The 22078-nt window shown below is 52.0% G+C and carries 15 protein-coding genes; 9 read left to right on the plus strand and 6 right to left on the minus strand.

Going from position 1 to position 22078, the window contains the following annotated elements; translation table 11 throughout:
- Positions 1–80 precede the first annotated feature (80 nt).
- Positions 81–1682 carry a methyl-accepting chemotaxis protein gene (locus tag C7A19_RS01820; RefSeq protein WP_116644004.1) on the minus strand — a complete coding sequence of 534 codons (1602 nt, stop codon included), beginning with the start codon at positions 1680–1682 and terminating at the stop codon, positions 81–83.
- A 341-nt stretch (positions 1683–2023) separates the two neighbouring features.
- Entirely contained in the window at positions 2024–3547 is a 1524-nt protein-coding gene (locus tag C7A19_RS01825) for an inorganic triphosphatase (protein WP_116644005.1), read from the minus strand.
- 223 nt (positions 3548–3770) lie between these two features.
- Here C7A19_RS01825 and C7A19_RS01830 point away from each other — a divergent pair, with 223 nt between their 5' ends.
- The 4 genes from C7A19_RS01830 (at position 3771) to C7A19_RS01845 (ending at position 7883) form a co-directional block, all read left to right on the plus strand.
- On the plus strand, positions 3771–4451 hold the full coding sequence (locus tag C7A19_RS01830; protein WP_116644006.1) for a TIGR00153 family protein: 681 nt from the start codon (positions 3771–3773) through the stop codon (positions 4449–4451).
- Between the two features lie 28 nt (positions 4452–4479).
- Positions 4480–5736, plus strand: coding sequence for an inorganic phosphate transporter (locus C7A19_RS01835; protein ID WP_077458177.1), 1257 nt, complete (start codon positions 4480–4482; stop codon positions 5734–5736).
- Between the two features lie 110 nt (positions 5737–5846).
- A complete protein-coding gene (locus C7A19_RS01840) occupies positions 5847–6479 on the plus strand; it encodes a TIGR04211 family SH3 domain-containing protein (RefSeq protein ID WP_176719640.1) in 633 nt (210 codons plus the stop codon).
- 153 nt (positions 6480–6632) lie between these two features.
- Positions 6633–7883, plus strand: a complete 1251-nt coding sequence (locus tag C7A19_RS01845) for a multifunctional CCA addition/repair protein (protein WP_116644007.1) — start codon at positions 6633–6635, stop codon at positions 7881–7883.
- Here C7A19_RS01845 and C7A19_RS01850 read toward each other — a convergent pair.
- The 4 genes from C7A19_RS01850 to C7A19_RS01865 form a co-directional block, all read right to left on the minus strand.
- Complete coding sequence (locus tag C7A19_RS01850) at positions 7880–10945, minus strand: error-prone DNA polymerase (protein WP_116644008.1); 3066 nt, start codon at positions 10943–10945, stop codon at positions 7880–7882. The genes C7A19_RS01845 and C7A19_RS01850 overlap by 4 nt on opposite strands.
- 10 nt (positions 10946–10955) lie before the next feature.
- Positions 10956–12359 carry a DNA polymerase Y family protein gene (locus C7A19_RS01855; RefSeq protein WP_077487074.1) on the minus strand — a complete coding sequence of 468 codons (1404 nt, stop codon included), beginning with the start codon at positions 12357–12359 and terminating at the stop codon, positions 10956–10958.
- Positions 12359–13051: a translesion DNA synthesis-associated protein ImuA gene (imuA, locus tag C7A19_RS01860; protein WP_162300226.1), complete on the minus strand. Its 693-nt coding sequence runs from the start codon at positions 13049–13051 to the stop codon at positions 12359–12361. Before imuA ends, C7A19_RS01855 begins: the two co-directional genes overlap by 1 nt.
- Positions 13052–13298: 247 nt before the next feature.
- The gene (locus C7A19_RS01865; protein WP_162300227.1) at positions 13299–14690 is read right to left on the minus strand and encodes a sensor domain-containing diguanylate cyclase; all 1392 of its coding nucleotides are present in this window, start codon (positions 14688–14690) and stop codon (positions 13299–13301) included.
- A 631-nt stretch (positions 14691–15321) separates the two neighbouring features.
- On the opposite strand from C7A19_RS01865, the gene pykF reads away from it, so the two are divergent.
- The 5 genes from pykF to treC all read left to right on the plus strand — a co-directional run bounded on the left by pykF (position 15322) and on the right by treC (position 22047).
- Positions 15322–16734: a pyruvate kinase PykF gene (gene pykF, locus C7A19_RS01870; protein ID WP_069361707.1), complete on the plus strand. Its 1413-nt coding sequence runs from the start codon at positions 15322–15324 to the stop codon at positions 16732–16734.
- A gap of 99 nt (positions 16735–16833) precedes the next feature.
- A complete protein-coding gene (locus C7A19_RS01875; RefSeq protein WP_116644011.1) occupies positions 16834–17511 on the plus strand; it encodes a hypothetical protein in 678 nt (225 codons plus the stop codon).
- Positions 17512–17794: 283 nt separating this feature from the next.
- Positions 17795–18751: a trehalose operon repressor TreR gene (gene treR / locus C7A19_RS01880; protein ID WP_116644012.1), complete on the plus strand. Its 957-nt coding sequence runs from the start codon at positions 17795–17797 to the stop codon at positions 18749–18751.
- Positions 18752–18902: 151 nt separating this feature from the next.
- On the plus strand, positions 18903–20321 hold the full coding sequence (treB, locus tag C7A19_RS01885; protein ID WP_077458159.1) for a PTS trehalose transporter subunit IIBC: 1419 nt from the start codon (positions 18903–18905) through the stop codon (positions 20319–20321).
- 61 nt (positions 20322–20382) lie between these two features.
- Positions 20383–22047, plus strand: a complete 1665-nt coding sequence (gene treC, locus C7A19_RS01890; RefSeq protein WP_116644013.1) for an alpha,alpha-phosphotrehalase — start codon at positions 20383–20385, stop codon at positions 22045–22047.
- Positions 22048–22078 lie beyond the last annotated feature (31 nt).

Below are 22078 nucleotides of genomic sequence, written 5' to 3' on the forward strand. Positions count from 1 at the left end.
CGTCCTGTCTCGACATTAACAAAAACGGCTCGCCGATGCAGCGAGCCGTTGTTGATTACGGAATAAAACCTCAAACGTGGTTAGACTTTAAAGGCCTCAATTTTATCTTTAAGTGATTGCGCACTTTGTTCAACCATCTCTGCCGTTTCATGCAGCTCGCCCGTCACCGTCACCGATGCCTGGACCAAATCTTTGACGTTGGTGAGGTTTTGGTTCATCTCACCGGCCACTGACGCTTGTTGTTCTGCCGATGACGCGATTTGGAAATTCATGTCATTGAGCGATTGGATTTGCGTGACGATTTGCTCAAGCTCTCCGCCAGCCTGGCTCACTGACTCGACGCCTGTCTTGGCCTCGGAAACACTGCGATCCATCAAGCCCACCGCTTTTTGCGCACTTTGCTGCAACTGGGTGATCATGTCTTGAATTTCCACCGTGGCTTCTTGGGTGTGTTGCGCCAGCTTGCGTACTTCATCAGCCACCACCGCAAAACCACGCCCCGTATCACCGGCTCGTGCGGCTTCTATCGCGGCATTGAGTGCCAGAAGGTTGGTTTGCTCTGAAATTCCTTGAATGGTGACCACGACAGTACCGATTTTCTCCACCTGGGCATCGACTTGCCCCACGACCTGAGATGACTCGCTGATGTCGTTGGACAGCTCATTGATGGTTTGGATGGTACTGCTCACGTGCGCTTGGCCACTGTTAGCCTGTTGGCTAGAGGTTTCCGTCGCTTTAGCCGCCTCTCGCGTGTGCTCAGCGACGGTTTGCACGGTTGCACTCATCTCACTCATCGCTGAGGCGAGCTGATCCATCTCAGAGAACTGCTCTTGCGATGACTCTTTGGTTTCCGACATGCTGATCGTCATAATCTCAGCCAGAGAAGAAAGATCATCCGACGCTTGGCGCTGCGCGTTAATCACATCCACCAATTGCTGACGCGATCTTTCCAGCTCACGGGCTAAATCACCGAACTCGTCTTGGCTATTCATTTCAATCGGCTCACTCAAATCGCGATTCGCCAACGAACGAATCCTATCGGTCAAATAGTTGATTTGCCGTAGCATAATATTAGAGCCGCCCAGCAAAATAACCATGAAACAGACAATCATCAGCGCGGTTTGCCACGCGACCTGAATCATATAATCTTGGTAATACGCCTGCGCCTCAGACGTCGGTTGTGATGCTACGAGCCACCAATCACTGCCGCCGACGGGCACGGCATAGCCATGACGGCCACCGTCATAAACGGTATAGCTAAACGCACCTGACTGATTGAGAAATAAGTCAGCGACATCGGTGCCAGTGCTTTCATCCGGCACGCGTAACGCGTCAAACTGGCGCATTGAAGGGTGAGACCAGACTTGGCGAGTGGTGCCATTGACCAAATATAAATACGCCCCTTCGCTGAATTCGGCGTTCATGGTATCTACCGCCTCTCGCATCAAGCGTTCCCCATCCGGCTGATCGATGAGGGTGCCGGTCATGGCCGCACTCGATTGTGCAAGCTCTTGGGTCTGACTCAGAGTAAAATCAATCACGGACTGGCGAAACGTGTTCGCATCCCACATCTGCTTACCGACCAGAATAATGGTACTAAAGACCATGAGAATCACGAGTTTTGGAACCAAGCGCAGATTGGTAACGGGTTTTTCCCACGCATAGAAGGTATGTTTAGCCATAATCCTGAAAGCTCCATGTCCGTTATCAAGCCAACTGACTGCAAAACGGGCGGTTATTAATACTGAGTGATGTTATATCGGCAAACCTCATCCTCACTGAATCCTTGTTTACCGTATTTGTGAAATTTGCCCATAAACAATGCCCATAATGATAAGTTAATCAAATTATCATCATGCGCCTTGCCTGTTTATAACGTAAAAAAGCGCCAGAAATATTGATCCCAAAGGCGGTTTTACCGGATCGACTCAGGCAGTGCGACTGGGTACTCAAGCAAGGTAACCGCATAAAGGCACGCATAAAAAAAGCAACCTCCAGGTTGCTTTTTATCACTCTCGTTCGCTTACTCTTGCCAATACGGGGTGAGACGTAATCCTGTTTGACGGCTTTGCGTCATGGCATGAAACAGTGACTCTTCTTTGCGGGCCAACCATTTCTCTGCCTGTTTTTTGTCCTCTTCATCGTCAATCTCGACCACGCGCTCACGTACCGGTTCGAGCAAGCGTAGCGCCTCAATGCCTTGCAACATATCGAGCCAAGGCAAGCGGAAGGCTTTTCGTCGACTTTTGTCATACAAAGAGGCCAAGCAGGTGCCAAGTAACAAATTGCGTTGCAAGCGCGGGTATTGGTCAAAGTAATCATGCCGCGTCAGCGGCTTCGTTTCATCAAATACGTCAAGCAATTCATGCCAAGACTCAGGGAGCGCTTTATCGGCCAAACGTTGAATCGGTTGGGCAAGCTTATCCGCCGCTTTATCATCTAAAAACGGTTGCCAACCTTTCGAGAGGATCCAACGACTTAAATCGAGCAGTAAGTTACAATAGCGCGATGTATGTAGCAGCGAGACAATGTCCTCACGCTCAGGCAACCGGGCTTGTTCAGCCTTCAAGCTTTTCACCAAGGTTTTTCGCGCATTTAATTTACGCAGATATTGGCCTTTGTCTTCACACAGCCGGGCATTGGTCCGCGCGTCATCGAGCCACGCCAGCTCACCTTCAAACCATTGCAGCTCTTGACGGAGTAGACTGCTTGCTCGGCGCGGCACCACACCGCCGAATAAGACAAACGCTTGTCGGATCAACAAGACGGCATAGCGAATTTCTTGCAACGCCTCGAGTGATTCGCGTTCAATATAAATCTGCTCATGATAGTGCCAGTGGCTCAGTGCGTGTTCGAGGATCCGAATCAGGGCTTTTTCTTGGCTATCATCCGCGCCGAGTTTAACGATGGATAAGGCTTTCACCGGATCGCCCTGATAGCCTGTCGCTAAACGATAGCCACGCGCCGCCTTGCTCAAATTACCGAGGCGCAGGCCGCCTTCATCCGCCAGACTGCGTGCCAGCGAGAACAAGGCATCGGTTTGCCCGGAAATCAGCTCCAGCTCCACCTCAGAAATCACGTCCTTATCGCCGGCTTCGGTAGAGACCTCGCCTTGATCGCTCGCCAATTCGATTTGGCTACCGTCATCCGTTGCTAACAGCCATTGCTGACGCACAAAATCGGTGGAAAACAACGGCTGGAGAGCTTGGCTGAGTGCATCAACATCCAGATCATCGGGCCATGCATCGACTGGGATCAAAGAAAGATCAGGTTCAGGTCCGTTAAGCTCGGCATTGTACTCTGGGCGCTGATGCAGCCCCGCCACGACCCGACCTGCCGTTTTGAGGGTTTGAATGTACACACCATCAAAACGACGCACCCGCAAACCGATATCGTGTTTACGTAGGGTAAAATCTGGCGTATCGAAGTAGATGTTTCCCAGCTCACGCTGGCTTTGCTGTAGCTGTTTTATACTGACAATTTTATCGCGAATGCGATGAGAAAAGTCAGAAGAGACAAAAAATTTGAGCTCTATCTCAGTGTCCATACGGGTACCTATAGCCAATTGCCTGACAAGGATATGAACAATTGATCCTGTCGGCAAGCGCTATCACTACCAGGCTTGATCATGCGCACTGAGGCAGAGATCACAAAAGCTATTTCTTTAGCCTATGTTCTGCGCTACCATCGCCGCTCCGATATACCATCGTTGAACGTTTGGCCTCTCTTTTTTGCCCACTGGGCTCGAGGCAACCAGGTAGATTACGGCTATGCCAGTCAATACAATTGTCGGGCTCTTTGCGAAGAGCCCCATTAAACCACTGCAGCGTCACGTCAATCGTGTAAACGATTGTTGTGAACTACTGGTCCCCTTCTTTCATGCTTGCGAGCAACAAGATTGGGACAAAGCAAACCAACTCCGCCATCAAATCTCTGAGATAGAGAAAGATGCTGATACCCTGAAACGCAATATTCGGCTTAAGTTACCTCGAGGCCTCTTTATGCCCGTTGATCGTACGGACATGCTCGAGCTCCTCACCCAGCAAGACAAGCTGGCAAATTTAGCCAAGGATATTGCCGGCCGTGTGATAGGCCGTCAGCTGCGTATGCCCCCCTCCATGAATGATGCTTTTATCACCTATGTGCAGCGATGCTTAGATGCTGCCGCGCAAGCACGCCGCGTGATCAACGAGCTTGAAGAGCTGCTTGAAACGGGCTTTAAAGGGCGCGAAGTCACCTTAGTCGCCGAAATGATTCATCAGTTGGATGTGATTGAAGACGATACCGATTCTATGCAAATCCAACTTCGCCAAGCATTAATGGCCGTTGAGCAGGAGTACAACCCTGTTGACGTCATGTTCTTGTACAAAATCCTCGAGTGGGTCGGTGAAATTGCTGACCAGGCGCAACGTGTGGGTGCGCGCTTAGAGGTCATGCTTTCCCGTTCCTAACCGAGTGATGTAACAACAAGGTATTACAATGGAAATCCTGATGAATCACGGGACCATACTGATCATGGTCGCCGCGGCTTTTGGTTTTTTAATGGCAATTGGTATTGGTGCCAATGACGTCGCGAACGCGATGGGCACCTCCGTGGGCTCAAAAGCACTTACCGTGAAGCAAGCCATTATTGTGGCGATGATATTTGAATTCGCCGGCGCGTATTTAGCCGGTGGCGAGGTCACAAACACCATTCGCAAAGGCGTGATTGACACCAGCTTGTATGCTGACCAACCACTAGAACTCGTCTTTGGCATGATGTCCGCGTTATTGGCGGCAGGCTCTTGGCTATTACTTGCTTCATTCATGGGTTGGCCCGTCTCCACTACCCATTCCATCATTGGTGCCATTATTGGCTTCGCCTGCCTATCGGTTGGCGCAGATGCCGTCGATTGGCACACGGTGCAAGGTATCGTTGGCAGTTGGATTATCACCCCTTTTATCTCTGGCTTGTTCGCTTACTTTATATTCTTAAGTGCACAACGACTGATTTTTGATACCGACCGTCCTGTCCTAAATGCCAAACGTTTCGTCCCGCTTTATATGTTCCTCACCGCGTTTATTATCGCGATGGTCACCATTAAAAAAGGGCTCAAACATGTTGGTTTACACTTGAGCACGCTAGAGTCGGTAAGTGCCTCAATTGTCTTGTCTGCACTGGTGATGTTTTTTGGTGTTTATTACATTTCTAGAAAGTATCGCGGCGATGAAAATCAAGGATTTCAGGGCGTTGAGCGGATATTTAGCCTCTTGATGGTCGTCACTGCCTGTGCCATGGCCTTTGCTCATGGCTCAAACGATGTGGCCAATGCCATTGGTCCACTATCGGCCATTGTGGCCACGGTGCAAAACCTCGGTGCCGTAGCGGAAAAAGCACAAATCGCCTGGTGGATTTTACCGATGGGTGGCGCGGGGATTGTACTCGGCCTTGCCACCATGGGACATAGAGTCATGGCGACCGTGGGCTCGGGCATTACTGAGCTTACCCCAAGTCGTGGTTTTGCCGCGCAACTGGCGACCGCAAGCACGGTTGTGCTCGCCTCAGGCACTGGCCTCCCTATTTCGACCACCCAAACCTTAGTCGGCGGCGTCTTAGGCGTGGGCTTTGCTCGCGGTATTGCCGCACTCAATTTGGGCGTGGTACGGAATATTGTTGCCTCGTGGCTGATCACTCTACCCGCGGGAGCCTTGTTGGCTGTGATCTTTTACCAAGTGATGACCTCGCTGTTTGCGTAACAAGCGCCAATGATGTCAAATCACAGTCAAAAAAAGGGGGGCATGGCTCCCCTTTCTTTTACGCCTATGGCACTATGCCCAGCAAAGCCGATGTGTCCCACACTGAAATTATGCAAAGGACCCCAGACGTGAAACACCTGTATTCTGCTCTCGTATTGCTGTTCGTTCTCGTTGCCGCGCCTCGAGCGATGGCAGAAAACTATATTTCTGATGATTTGTTTACTTATATGCACGCTGGCCCGGGCACACAATATCGCATTATCGGCAGTGTTGATGCGGGTGATAAAGTCACTGTGCTAAAACGTAATCGCGATGAGGGCTATACCCAACTGGTTGATAGCCGTGGCCGCAAAGGCTGGGTAAAAAGTGACTACGTCACCACGCAGCCGGGCTTAAAAGAACGAGTGCCTGCCTTAGAAGCTGAACTGAAAGAGGTTAAATCCGCCTTGGCCAGTGCAAAAGATGATGCCAAAGCACAGCAAAAAGGCTTGGCTGAGTCGCTTAAACAGCGTAACGCGCAGATCGAGAAGCTCGAAGCACACAGCAGCGAACTCAATAAAAAATTGATTGATGCGCAAAGCGAAATCCGTGCCTTACGCGCCAAAATAGACACCCAAAAAGATGATCTTCTGATGCGTTGGTTCACCTACGGCGGCATGGTGGCTGGCGGAGGCTTACTGTTTGGCCTGATTCTCCCACACCTTATCCCACGCAAAAAACGTCGCCGCGACGGCTGGGCATAATCGTTTATGAAAGGCTGCATTGGCAGCCTTTTTTATTGCGATCCTTATAGCGTCCTTTTAAGCACACGGTAGGCGTGCTGCTAGGCTGTATGTATACTTCAATCATTCACGGAAACGTGATTGTCTCTTCTCTGTGTCATTAAGGAGTCAGGTGTGAAACATTATCTTGTCGGCGGTGCTGTACGTGATGCGCTATTAGGCTTGCCGGTCACAGATAAAGATTGGGTGGTCGTCGGTGCCACCGTCAAACAAATGCAAGCGGCCGGCTACCAGCAAGTCGGCCAAGACTTCCCAGTTTTTTTACACCCGACTACACACGAAGAGTTTGCCCTCGCCCGTACCGAGCGTAAGTCTGGCCAAGGCTACACGGGGTTTATTTGCGACTTCTCGCCAGATATTTCTCTGGAAGCCGATCTTCAGCGGCGTGATCTCACTATAAACGCCATTGCCCAAGATGAAGATGGCAGCTTGATTGACCCTTATGGCGGTCAGCAAGATTTGCACAACCGGATGTTACGTCATGTCTCGCCCGCCTTTAGCGAAGATCCATTGCGCGTGCTACGTGTGGCACGATTTGCCGCCCGTTTTGCCCCGCTCGGCTTTACCCTTGCCGACGATACCCTCGCGCTGATGAAAACGATGATCGCCAACGGCGAACTTGCCCACCTCACCCCAGAGCGAGTTTGGCGGGAGTGGGAGAAAGCGCTTGGCAGTGATCGTCCCGATGTGTTTCTTGCTGTGCTGCGCGATTGTGGTGCACTTGCGGTAGTGATTCCTGAAATCGACGCCCTGTACGGCGTGCCGAATCCTGCCAACTGGCACCCTGAGATCGATACCGGCATCCACACTGAAATGGTCAGCCGTTATGCCGCCTCGTTGACCGATGACAAATGCATTCGCTTTGCTGCACAAGTCCATGATCTCGGTAAAGCCCTCACCCCTTCCTCCATCTTGCCCGGCCATCGCGGCCATGGCGATCGCGGGCTACCCGTGATAAAAGAGCTGTGCGAGCGGCTTAAAATCCCCAATCAATGCAGAGATTTAGCCTTGGTAGTCAGTGCACATCACTCTAAGATCCATAAATGCGATCAACTCAGCCCTGAGCATTGGGTGGCGCTGTTTAATCAAATCGACGCGTGGCGCAAACCCGAGCGAATTGAGCAATTGGCCTTGGCGTGTTTGGCCGATGTGCGTGGCCGCAAGGGACGTGAAAACTATCACTATCCACAAGCCGATGCCTTACGCGAGCGCTTTGCTTGCGCGCAACAGGTGGAGGTTAAACCCATTGTCGACGCAGGCTTTAAAGGCGCGGCGATTCGTGATGAGCTGCATCGCCAACGTATTCAAGCGGTGGCTGCGTGTCCGGCACCCGTCAATCCCGACGCAGTCAGCGCGTCGCGTTAACGGAATTCACGCGCGGCGACCGACAAGGTAGTGAGCGTCGGGGTCAGGTCAATCAACTTACCGGCAATCACATGCACCACTTCGCCCTGTCGCTCGACAATGCCGTGCACTTTCAACACCTTGGCTTGCATAAAAGCACGGGATTGCGCCCGTGCCGTCCCCGCCCAGACCACCACATTGATATTGCCCGTATCGTCTTCCAAGGTGACAAAGGTTACGCCACTGGCCGTACCGGGGGATTGCTTGCCCGTCACCACACCTGCCACCGCGACCCAACTTTGCGGCGCACACTGTGATAACTCAACACCACGAGTAAAACGGCCCAGCGTGCCGGCTTGCGCCATCAAACGAATAGGATGATCGGTGAGCGACAGTCCCATGGCCGCATAATCTTCAATCACGTTCTGCCATTGGGAAGGCGAATGAGGCAGCTCGACGGCATCATCACTGGCAGCCAGTAGCGGCAGTTGCCGCTGCTGATCCATCAGTGCCCAGCGCGCCTGATAGCGATTGCCAGCCAGCGCCGCCAATGCGCCACTACTGGCTAGGGCTTGATAGGCATCGCGGTCAAGGTTAATTGCTTGCAATGCCGACAAAGACGCAAACCCCGACTCTGGGCGATGCGCCAGCAACCGGTCTATCGCTGCCACGCTCAATCCTTTGACTAATCGCAATCCCAGCCGCACGCCCCACTGATCGCCGACCTTTTCTAAGCAATGATCCGCCCCCGAGTGCTGCACACAAACCGGCAACACAGACACCTGATGGCGCGTGGCGTCTTGCATCAGTTGTGATGGTGAGTAAAACCCCATCGGCTGGCTATTAAGCAAAGCGGTATAAAACGCGGCGGGATAATAATGCTTCAGCCATGCCGATATATAGGCCAAGACCGCAAACGACGCCGAGTGGCTTTCTGGGAAACCATAATCACCAAACCCACAGATTTGCCGGTAAAGCTGCTCGGCAAAGTCGGCGCGATAGCCACGCGCGGTCATCCCAGTAATCAATTTGTCGCGAAACGGCGCTAGTCCACCCTTTTTCTTCCATGCGGCCATCGCACGACGCAGCTGATCCGCTTCGCCACCAGAAAAACCGGCCGCCACCATTGCCAGCTTGATCACCTGCTCTTGAAAAATGGGCACCCCAAGCGTGCGCGCCAGCACTTGCTCAACCGCTTTGGACGGGTAGCTCACCGCGTCTTCCCCGTCGCGGCGCTTTAGATACGGATGCACCATGTCACCTTGAATCGGACCGGGGCGGACAATGGCAATTTGGATCACCAAATCGTAATAACAAGCCGGTTTGAGCCGCGGCAGCATACTCATTTGTGCCCGTGACTCAATTTGAAATACCCCCACGGTATCGGCGTGCTGAATGCGGGCAAACACCGCCGGATCGTCGCCTTGTTGGGTGATCGCCGCCAAACTCAAGCGATGACCACCGGTTTGGGCAATCAAATCAAAGGTGCGGCGAATCGCGGTGAGCATACCCAGTGCCAGTACGTCGACTTTCATCAGATGCAGCGTTTCCAGATCGTCTTTATCCCACTGGATCACCGTGCGCTCTGCCATCGCCGCATTTTCCACCGGCACCAACTCATACAAAGGTCCATCTGCAATCACAAAGCCGCCGACATGCTGAGAAAGATGGCGTGGAAAGCCGATCAATGTCTGGGTAAGCGACAGCCATTGTTGGCTTTTCGTGCTTTTAGGATCCAGGCCCAACTGCTGAAGTTGCTGTACCCAAGGCTGGGTTTTATCGCGCCGGTTGAGGTTTTGAATAAAAAAATCAATCTGGCTGGCGGGGATCGCCAACGCTTTGCCCACATCGCGCAATGCGCTTTTAAGCCGATAACGGATCACGGTTGCCGCTAAGGCGGTCCGCTCACGGCCATATTTTTGGTACAAATACTGGATCACTTCTTCTCGGCGCTGGTGCTCAAAGTCGACATCAATATCCGGCGGCTCGTCGCGCTCTTTGCTAATAAAGCGCTCAAACAGCACATCGACTTTGCACGGATCCACCGCAGTGATCCCTAAGCAATAACACACCACCGAGTTCGCCGCCGAGCCGCGCCCTTGGTATAAGATCCCACGCGATTGGGCAAAGCGCACCAGATCGTAAATGGTCAAAAAGTAATACGGGTAATCCATTGCCTCGATAAGCGCGAGCTCTTTTTCAATGGTAGCTCCCACGTCATGGGGCACGCCCTTTGGGAAGCGTTGCTGTGCCCCTTGCTTGACCGCCTCACGCAGATAGGCCATCGCAGGCTCACCGGTTGGCACCACTTCTTTGGGATAGCTGTATTTGAGGCTTGCTAAGGAAAACTGACACTGAGCAGCAATCTTGGCACTTTCCGCCAGCCACCCGGGGGGAAACAAAGCGTGTAATTTGGGTAACGGGCGTAAGGCGCGCTCTGCATTGGGCAATAACGTCCGCCCCAACGCCGCCACCGGCTGACGATGCCGAATCGCGGTTAAGGTATGATGTAACGCCAGTCGCTCAGGATGATGCATCAGTACATCACCACACGCGGTCACGCGAAGTTCATACTGGCTTGCCAGCATGCGACAGTGCGCCAGATACGGATGGTCGTTATCCGCTAGATCGCGCCGCACCGCCAGATACAAGCGCTCAGCATGATAACGTAACAGCCACGTCGCCCAATGATGATCGCTCTCCGCGCCACTGGGGAGCCATAGCACCAAGCCATGACGCACCGACATCAGATCCCATTCGCTCAGCTGGTAATCGCCTTTGTGACTGCGCCGCCGCGCATTGGTGATAATCCGACACAGCTCTTGATAAGCCGCTTGGGTGGGACACAGTAGAACAACATCTAACGCGTGCAGACGAAAGCGACTGCCAATGATCAGCGAAAGCTGCGGATAATCACGCTGAGCTTGATACGCACGCACCACCCCTGCGACCGAGCATTCATCGGTGATCGCGAGCGCTTGATAGCCCAATGTTGCCGCTTGCGCCACCAGCTCTTCTGGGTGTGAGGCGCCCTCAAGAAAGGAAAAGTTGCTGCAACATACCAGCTCGGCATACGTACTCATCGCTTCACCCCTAACTAAACCAGCCGTGTAAAAACCAAGTTTGCTCTGGCGTGCGAAACACCCACAACCATTGCTGCTGGGCATTTTGGGCAATAAAGTAATCGCGCTGGATAGGCATACCTTCCCACCAGCCGGAGACAATCCGCTCTGGCCCCTCGCGTAAGGTGACCTTGCCAACCAGTGGCGTGGGTTGCGGCAGTAGTAAGCTTGGGCGTGGACGCGTGGGGGCCGAGGCCGTCGGTGTGGCTCGATGGTGATGAGGGACATGTTGGCTGGCCGCCTCAGGACGGTGATGATTCACATACGCTAACCGCATAACCGCCTCCTCCCCTAGTCGGGCAGCCAGTGTCGCGACCAACTCATCGCGATTTTGCTCACCTTGCTGGGCGCTAAAAAGATCGGTTTGTCCGGGCTGGTGACAATCGATTTGCGAAGCCGCCACACTGACCGCAGTCACCGGCTGGCTCACTTGCCATGACGCCAGCCGTAAACGCACCAACGCCATCCAGCGCTCGAGAGCTTTCTCGCCATGCGCGGCCATTACCGGCAGGGTTTCTTCACATCCATCACGCAAGCTAAAGCCCAACGTCAGCGCAGGCGTGCAGGCACTACGCTGCTCAAGAAAACGGCACAATGCCGAGACGAGGTTCTCGATAATGGGCAATAAATGGGCTTGCTCACTAAGCTCAAACAATAAAACCCGTTGCTGAAAAAATTGCAGCGGTGGCTGAAAATAATTCAGCGGCGTCGGCTTATCGCCACGCACTTCGGCAAGATAATCCACCACCGAGCGGGGAAAACGTCGCGTGAGCGAAGCGGTGGGCAAGGCGATAAGCTCACCTAACTGAGATAAGCCTAGACGCGTAAACTGGGTTTTCACCGTCTCCGGTAAAGGGGCAGCAGCCAACGGCAATTGCTGCAACGCTGCCTGCAAATGTTCGGGGGCGGTGCTGATCTTGCCCGCGTGGCCATACGCCATCAGCTCGGCGGCACGCGGCGTTTGGCCCATCCCAGCCTGATAACGGATACCACTTTCAACCAGCGTTTGAGTCACCGTCTGCCATAGCGGGGTAAACCCTTGATATAGTGCCAACATCGGTGACACGTGTAGCCATAAACCGTTAGGGGGATTAAGGCTGATTTCCGCGACCAGCGGATAAAGCTGTGCGGCAAGCTGCTCAAGCGCAGACTGCTCTTTCACCGCGCAATAAGGATAGACCGCGAGCTGATGACACATAAGCGCTGCGGCCCCTAATCCCATACCGACATTCAGGCCGTGCGTGTTCGCCGCCACAGAGAGCTGCACTAAACGGCCTTCTTGCTCGCTAACCAGCCCCACCGCTTGCGCCGATGACGGCGCATAAAGACTATCTAACAGCAAGCTTGGGCAATGCAGATACAGCCACAATGACATCACGCTTGCTCCCGCTGTTGCCGTGAGGGAAAGGCAAGCAAATTCTCAGCATTGCTCGGCCAGGTCACCAACGAGGGCCATTGCTCGCGCCAATCGAGGGTAAACGGGGCCGGCGGCCATCGGCCGCGACAATAACGCACCGTGACCGTCACGCCACATGCAGAGGGCGCCAGCGCCACGCTTAAATCAACCGGCAAGGTCAATGAGTACGTCTGCTGGCGGCGCAACAGTACCACCGCACATTGGCCATGTTCGGCCGCCAGTTTTAGACGCTTCACTTGCCCCACCGTGAGCGAAGATGGCCATAGCGCTACCGCCTGACACGCACCACTGCGCGCCGCTTGCTCGGCTGCCCACAGCGCATGTTGATCGCTGTCGGGATACACTAGCAAGGTGTTTTCTGTTGGATAACCTTGCTGATGCAACATTGCCGCATTAATGCCGACCGGAGGACGGATCCAGGCGATCTCTTTACCGGTAGCGCGATACAGCGCAGGCAATACTAGCCGCAGCTCACCAACGCCAAAATCACTGATGATATCCGTCACCCCTGGAGACGGGAGGCCGCCGAGGCGCTGATCAAAGGCAGTGTAACCGGTCGCTTGTTTATCGGGTAATTCCGCCATTAACGGCCGCTGACTGGCGCGCCATAGGCCGTGTTGTTGGGCTAATTGGTCGAGTGTTTTCATCATCAATATACCTGTATATATATACAGTATATTTAATGAAGGCATCGCTGCAAGAAAAGAAAACAGCACAGAAGCGAAACAGAGAGTTTGCCATCACAACGCCCCCAAAGGGTGTAGGACCACACAGTCGCTAAGGTGTTGTTTAATAAGTTTTATTATACAGTGAAACAGGTTAGACAGGCTGGAGAGCAATAGGAAATTAAAAGACGAGGGGGTTAGCAAGACAGCTTTTACCCGACAGCAAACGGTATTATATTTCGGCGATGGGGGTATTGACGGATTGCGAAGAAGCGAGCATCACTTGGTTACGTCCACTGTCTTTCGCGCGATACATGAGAAGATCAGCGGCATGGATCAACGCATCTAACTCTAGTTGCTTTATCTCCTCCACCACATCGCTAGAAACAATCGCGCCGATACTCACGGTGACACGAATATCCGCGCCGCCAAATTCAAACACCGTCTCCGCAATATCACAGCGAATGTGATTGGCCATTTCAATTAAAGCATCTAAATCTTGGGTCGGGCATAAGATGCAAAACTCTTCTCCGCCTAAACGCGCCGCTGCCCCTTTTTTAACAAACCGCTTCAGGTAACTTGCCAGGTGTACTAGCACTTTATCGCCTTGCATATGCCCGTAGGTATCGTTGACCTGCTTGAAATGGTCAAGATCAATCAAAATCAACCCCATTTCCTGTTGACGGCTCAGCTTAGGTTTTAAACGGGTAAAATAGGTTTCAAGTCCACGGCGATTTAACAGCTGTGTCAAAGGATCGGTATTGGCGAACTCTAGCAAACGGGCATTGGCTCGGCGCAATGCGACCGTGCGTTTATACACCATACGTTTAAGAATAAAGATATAGGTCACCGCGCCTAACAGCATCACCAGTACAATGCTAGGAATAAGCCAAGCTGGGTAAGCCTCAACGCGCTCGGTATTGATCCACTTTTGCTTGATGCGTAACAGCTCTGCCGCAGGGATATTATCTATGCCTTCGCGTACCTCTTTTAGTAGCGCTTGATTGCCTTTGGGCACGGCCGCATAAATCGGGCGTGTGTAAAGGATTTGCTCTGCGACAAACGCAAGCGGGTTACCTTGGGTCAAAAAGTAAAAGTTTGCCGTTTGGGTATCGGCAACAAGCGCACTGATTTCGCCATCGAGCGCGGCACTAAATAGCGTTTCATTCCGCCGAAAGCGTTTTTGCTCCACATCAGGATAGTGCTCGGCTAAAAACCAAGATTCGTAACTGCCATCAACCACGCCCACCACTTTGCCTGCGGCTAAAGGATCCTTACTGACTTGCCCCGACTGATTTTCTACATAGAGTGAGCCATTAGTATTAAAAATGGGGGCCACATAGTCTAAATAGGCTTCACGTTCGGCGGACTTGAGTAGCCCCGCATGAATGCGATCACCGCCTTCTTTCATATAGGCCAGAGAATCCGACCAGTCGGCCAACATAAACTGAATCGACGTGTGATTGTATTTCGCGTAGGCCTGCCAAAAGTCAATCAATAACCCTTTGGGTTGCCCGTTGCCAGGTATGTAGCTGTAGGGTTTCCATTCAGATGAGTGCGCAATAACTAAAATGTCTTTTTCTTCTGACAGATAGGCGTCGTCAGCCCATGCAAACGTACTCATATACGTGCAGGCTAGAAGCAGCATCCCTGTCAAAAGTCGAAAAGTGCGCGCAAACATTATTAGGCAGTCCATTCAAAGAGTCTTGATGGTAGATAAATTCTAAGGGAACGCAAAAGACTTAATAAAAAAGCATGATCCAGTTCAAATTGGAAGCTAGATCACATCATAAAGCGTGCAAATGGCCACTAATGGCTGATAAAAGCAGCAAAACGGAATACGTCGTATGGTAAAGATAGCAACATCAACAGATAGCGTAATCATGATAAAAATATCTTGATTCGCTGGTGCGCTGTCACCAGGTTGTAATGATTTAAATCATCAGCTGTGGTAAATTTACACGCCCCAAAGGGAGGGAAGACTGATGAGACAGGTGCACTATTGAGTGCTTTATTGTCAATGAAGCCTTTATTGCCCGTGATCAACACAGATTACGGCAGACAATCTATACTCACATTCGATAAACAGTGACGTCACCACAGCCATCCTGGCTGCGGTAACGTCATTGAAAAATGCAAAAAATTCGCTTTCACAGCCACTTAAGTCGTAAAAGTGCGTGGTAAAATTACACTTTTGGTGTGTTGTGAGAAAGCATCAGGCTTATGTTTCAATTTTTGACCGGAGAAATGTGTCGATGAAAAAGACCAAAATCGTATGTACGATTGGCCCAAAAACCGAATCTGAAGAGATGCTTACTCAGCTTGTTGAAGCTGGCATGAACGTCATGCGCCTTAACTTCTCACACGGCGATTACCAAGAGCATGGTACGCGTATCGCCAACTTGCGTAATGTGATGAAGCAAACTGGCAAACAAGCCGCTATCTTGTTGGATACCAAAGGTCCTGAGATCCGTACGGTAAAACTGGAAGGTGGCGATGATGTGCTACTAAAAGCCGGTCAAACCTTTACCTTCACCACAGATACCTCTGTTGTGGGCAATAAAGAGCGCGTTGCCGTGACCTATGCCGGTCTGCCGCAAGATTTAAAAGCGGGTGATACAGTACTGGTTGATGATGGCCTGCTTGAGATGGAAGTACTAGAAACGACTGAAAAAGAAGTGGTTTGTAAAGTACTCAACAACGGTGAGCTGGGTGAAAACAAAGGCGTTAACCTGCCAGGCGTTTCTGTCAGCCTGCCAGCGCTGGCTGAAAAAGATAAATCAGACCTGAAGTTTGGTTGCGAGCAAGGCGTTGACTTTGTTGCTGCCTCATTTATTCGTAAGAAAGAAGACGTAGAAGAAATCCGCGAGCTATTGGCGCAAAACGGCGGTAGCGACATCAAGATCATCTCTAAAATTGAGAACCAAGAAGGTGTCGACAACTTTGACGCTATCTTGGAAGCGTCTGACGGCATCATGGTTGCTCGTGGTGACCTAGGGGTAGAGATCCCCGTTGAAGAAGTGATCTTCGCCCAGAAGATGATGATCGAAAAGTGTAACCGTGCACGCAAGATGGTTATCACAGCAACACAAATGCTGGATTCAATGATCAAAAACCCACGCCCAACCCGCGCAGAAGCCGGTGACGTGGCCAATGCCATCATGGATGGCACGGATGCAGTGATGCTGTCAGGTGAATCGGCAAAAGGGAAATATCCATTAGAAGCGGTGAGCATCATGGCACAAATCTGTGAGCGCACAGACCGTCAAATGTCTCCAGCCCTCGGCTCTCGCCTTGATAGCGATCGTCTGCGTATCACCGAAGCGGTCTGTAAAGGCGCGGTTGATACCTCTCAAAAACTCAGTGCCCCGTTAATTGTGGTGGCGACTGAAGCGGGTAAGTCAGCGCGCTCAGTGCGTAAATACTTCCCAACCGCCAACATTGTCGCGGTCACCACGAACCCGAAAACAGCCGCTCATCTGTGTCTGACTAAAGGGGTGACACCAGTGATGATCGAAAGCATCGATAGCACCGATGAGTTCTACCGTCGTGGTAAAACCATCGCGCTAGAGTCAGGCTTAGCGAACAAAGGCGATATCGTCGTCATGGTGTCAGGTGCGCTCGTGCCATCTGGTACGACTAACACGGCCTCTGTGCACGTGCTGTAATTTAAGCACCGATAAGCAACACCTGCGCCTCGACACTGTCGGGGCGTTTTTTTATCCCCCGTTTAGTGGCATGATAAAAAAGGGACAGCAGGAAGCGCAATGAAACCAACCAAAGCACAAGAAGCCATGGCACATATTTGGGGAGCTATATTAACCCGCCAGCTCACAGTGACACCGAATGCGCATGGCCATTATTCACTCACCGTCGCCAACTTGTGCGAGCAGCTTGATTTAACCACAGCAACGGCGCGTGATGGCTTGCATTTACTCGCCATGGCCGGACGCATCAGCTACCAACCCCACCTTGGATACCAGTTAATGCCCTTAAGTCAGCCAGACTGGCAACCTCTCGCGGCTGGCATACAGGCGATGGTTGGCGCTTTCATGGATAGGCTGCCGCCTCGGTTGGATGAGCCGACCTCATTGACCCTACTGGGCTTACTGCACAGCCTACAGCATCTGCCTGCCAAGGATTATCGTGACCTCGCTGCCTTGGCGCATTGGCATCAGCAGCTTCATTACACGCTCTTTGCCGGCATCAATCCGTATCTTGCAGACGCGATACAGCCGCTTGTCGCCCAGCATTTACGCTACCTCACGCATCCCGATATCGGCTTTGAATTCGCATCCAGTTGGCAGCGCTTAATGCCAGTATTGCGCGGGCTAGTCTCTGCGCGACCGCAGGCTCATAGTCACGCTTATCAACACTACTGGCTGGAGCTTAATACTGCGATCGGAGAAAGGCTCAGCACCTTTACCAGTGGACAATTTCTTTGAAGTGGGTTTTTATCAAGACCGCTAACGGTACCAAATAGATGGCACTAAACTCGACGGCCATCACTGCCAACGTCAAGGTGGTGAGACGTACTAAGCACTTATTGATTGTTTGTAGTAAAGGGTGACTCATCATCATTTCAGTCTAAAGCGGGATGTCTGTTCAAAAATCAGGCGTTAGTTTACAAATTAATCAATAAATCGCAAGCGCCAATCACGCCTGTTATCATCACACTCCAACAGGCGGCGACTAAGCTGCTGATTTAGTGTGACGACAGAGAACAAGATGACAAAAGCATTGACGATTTTGGATATCGCCCGCTTAGCCGGGGTGGGAAAATCGACCGTATCTCGTGTGTTAAACGATGATCCACGGGTCAAAGACAGTACGCGCGAGAAAATACAAGCCGTGATTGACCAACACGGCTTTATGCCCTCCAAATCTGCACGTGCGATGCGCGCACAACGCAGTGGCGTCGTGGGTGTGATTGTGGCAAAGCTCAGCTCTAATTCTGAAAACACCGCGTTGACGGGCCTGCTCAATACCTTGTATGCCAAAGGCTATGACGCCGCCATTATGGAAAGTCAGTTCTCACAACAAAAAGCCCAAGCGCATCTGGATGTGCTAAAACGCCGTAATGTTGATGGGATTATCTTTTTTGGTTTTTCTGGCTGTGATCTCAACGCGCTCGCGCCTTTCGCTCCCAACTGTGTCGTTCTGGCCGTTGATAGTGATCAATACATTAGCGTCAGCTACGACAACCAAGGCGCGGTCGCACAAGTGATGGATCACTTTTATCATCAAGGGTGTCGACATATTGCTTTCTTAGGGATTGATGAGCGAGATGAAACCACAGGTCTCGCCCGCTCTGATGCCTACCAGCATTTTTGCCAACTCCACCAGATCTCACCACGACTACACCGCTGTGAGATGAGCTTACATGCCGCCTATGACGCCACCGATGCCCTCATGAACTCACATACTGATGCGATTGTTTGTGCGTCAGACACCCTGGCGCTAGGGGTTGCCAAACGGCTACAAACCCTAAATCGTGAAGATATCGCCATTGGTGGCATCGGTAACCATGACATGCTTCGTTTCATGTTCCCGCGCGCCGTGAGTGTGGAGCTAGGTTACCATCAAGCAGGGCAACATGCGGCTGACTTGCTGCTCAAGCAGCTGGATGACGACTCTCCCGTGGTTAGCCACTGGACACAACCTTGCCACCTAGTCACTCCCTAAGCGGCGGCTCACACCAATAATCAGGCAGTTACAGATTTCTCTGTGATGGTTTTCAAATAATGGGAACGATTCCACTGATAAATTCGATAGTAGGATCCATAATTAGTGGGAACGTTACCAATGAATACCCTACAGCAATACAGGATTGCTTATGAGCCAGATAGATAAAAAAGCCATCGACCAATTGGTCACTCATATTGGCGGCAAAGACAACATCGCAACCGTTAGCCACTGCCTCACGCGTTTACGTTTCGTACTAAATGATCCAGAAAAAGCGGACGTGGCCGCGATTGAAGCGATCCCCATGGTCAAAGGCTGCTTTACCAGTGCCGGCCAATTTCAAGTCGTGATCGGCACCAATGTTGATCAAGTGTATGCCCTATTGGAAGCGCAAACCGGCGTGGAAGGCCAGTCAAAAGATGAGGCCAAACAAGCCGCGCGCCAAAATATGAGCCTAACTGAGCGTGCTATCTCACACCTCGCGGAAATCTTTGTGCCCCTTTTGCCCGCGATTATCACCGGTGGTCTGATCCTCGGCTTCCGTAATGTGATCGGCGATATCCGCATGTTCGATGGCAAAACTCTGACCGAGATCAGCGAGTTTTGGGCCACTGCTCACGGCTTTTTGTGGCTGCTTGGTGAAGCTATCTTCCACTTCCTCCCTGTCGGTGTGTGTTGGGCGACGGTGAGAAAAATGGGCGGCACCCCCATTTTGGGTATTGTTCTGGGTATTACCCTGGTATCCCCCCAATTGATGAACGCGTACCTTATCGGTAAAGAAATGCCTGAAGTGTGGGACTTTGGCTGGTTCTCAATTGAAAAAGTCGGCTATCAAGCACAGGTGATCCCAGCGATGTTTGCCGGTATGGCGCTGGCATTTATCGAAACCCAGTTAAAACGGATTATTCCAGATTACCTCTATCTTGTGGTGGTGCCGTTTGTTGCGCTGCTGACTTCCGTGATCTTGGCGCATACCCTGATTGGTCCATTTGGGCGTGAAATCGGCAACGGCGTCGCCTTCTTAGCTCGCACGGCGATGACCGGTGATTTCGCCTTTATCGGGGCAGCGCTGTTTGGCTTCCTCTATGCACCTTTGGTGATCACCGGGGTTCACCACACCACCAACGCGGTGGACTTGCAGCTAATGCAGGAAATGGGCGGCACACCTATTTGGCCGCTGATTGCCCTGTCCAACATTGCTCAAGCCTCGGCGGTAGTCGGTATTATTTGGGTCAGCAAGAAAGAAAACGAGCGCGAAATTTCGGTGCCCGCGGCGATTTCCGCCTACCTTGGCGTGACAGAGCCGGCCATGTACGGGATTAACCTGCGCTACAAATTCCCGATGCTCTGCGCCATGGTTGGCTCGGCGCTAGCGGCGATTGTGTGTGGTCTTTCCGGTGTGATGGCCAACGGTATTGGTGTCGGGGGTCTACCAGGCATCTTATCTATTCAGCCACAATTCTGGGGTGTTTACGTGGTCGCGATGTTAATCGCCATCTTAGTGCCAATCGCACTCACCGCCTTTATGTACCGCCGCCAGGCCAGCAAAGGCAAATTGGCGGTCGCCTAATTCCCATTCCGTCTGCGGGGAGGGAACGCTCCCCGCTTTTTTTAGCGTTAAGAGAGACATTATGCACGCACATCCCTGGTGGAAAACGGCCACCATTTATCAGATTTATCCAAAGAGCTTCCGTGATACCACACAAACAGGGACAGGTGATCTGCCAGGCATTATCGAAAAGCTGGACTACTTTTCGACCTTGGGCATCGACGCGTTGTGGCTAACCCCCATTTATGTATCGCCACAAGTCGATAACGGCTACGACATTGCCGATTATTACGCGATTGATCCTAGCCTAGGCACCATGGACGACTTCGATACCCTGCTGGCCGAAGCGCATAAACGAGATATCCGCATCATCATGGATATTGTGATTAATCACACCTCAACCGAGCATCCTTGGTTTCAATCAGCGCTTGCCAGCAAGGACAGCCCCTATCGCGATTATTACATCTGGAAAGATCCGGTTAACGGCGGCGTTCCAAACAACTGGCAATCAAAATTTGGCGGTAGCGCGTGGCAATGGCATGAACCAACCGGCCAGTATTACCTCCACTTATTTGCCACCGAACAAGCCGATCTTAACTGGGAAAATCCAGCGGTGCGGGAGGCCGTCAAAGAGGTGATGGCGTTTTGGGCCGAAAAAGGCGTGGATGGCTTTCGCCTCGATGTGATCAATTTGATCTCCAAAGATCAGTCGTTCCCTGATGATCATCAAGGCGATGGTCGCCGCTTTTATACCGACGGTCCCCGCGTTCACGACTACTTGCAAGAAATTAGCCGCGACATTTTCCAGCGTTACGGCAGCGTCACTGTAGGCGAGATGTCTTCGACCACCTTGGAGCATTGTCAGCAATACTCCGCGCCAGATGGCAAAGAGCTCTCCATGGTGTTTAACTTCCACCACTTAAAAGTCGATTATCCCGGTGGTGAAAAGTGGCGACTGGCACCGTTTGACTTCTTGGCCCTAAAACAGCTTTTCCGCACTTGGCAGCACGGCCTGCACAATCAAGGTTGGGGCGCACTGTTTTGGTGTAACCACGACCAACCGCGTGTGGTCAGCCGCTTTGGTGATGATCGCCACCATCGCGTTGCCTCCGCCAAAATGCTCGCCACCGCGATTCATATGCAGCAAGGCACGCCTTACGTGTATCAAGGGGAAGAAATTGGCATGACCAACCCTGGCTATCAGCGTATTGATGACTATCAAGACGTCGAAAGCCGCAACATGCACCGTCTACTGTGCGACCAAGGCATGCCTGAAGGGGAAGTGTTAGCCATTCTGGCTGCACGCTCACGCGACAATTCGCGTACCCCCATGCAATGGGACAGCTCAGCAAACGCCGGTTTTACTCAAGGCACCCCCTGGCTAAAGCCTGCGCCTAACTATGCTGACGTCAATGTCGACACCGCACTGGCGGATAAAGACTCGGTGTTCTATCACTACAAAAAGCTGATTTCCCTGCGTAAAACCTTACCCGTGATCCGTGAAGGCGATTATCAGGACTTGTTGCCTGATCACCCACAACTGCTCGCCTATCGTCGCGACAATGGCGATAGCCAACTGGTGGTGGTGTGTAATTTTTATGGCGAACCGGTCACGGCGACCTTGCCTCTCGCCCCTGCCCCGACCGCAGACTTGGTCAGCCATAATTACCCAGAAGCCAAGCCCTTAATGCCAGAAATGCAACTGGCCCCCTATGAAGCCTTGGTGTATTTGATTAATCCCGCTTAACCGACAAAAAATGGCACGCCTTGGCGTGCCA

The organism is Salinivibrio sp. HTSP (assembly GCF_003390965.1).
Taxonomy (GTDB): Bacteria; Pseudomonadota; Gammaproteobacteria; order Enterobacterales; family Vibrionaceae; genus Salinivibrio; species Salinivibrio kushneri.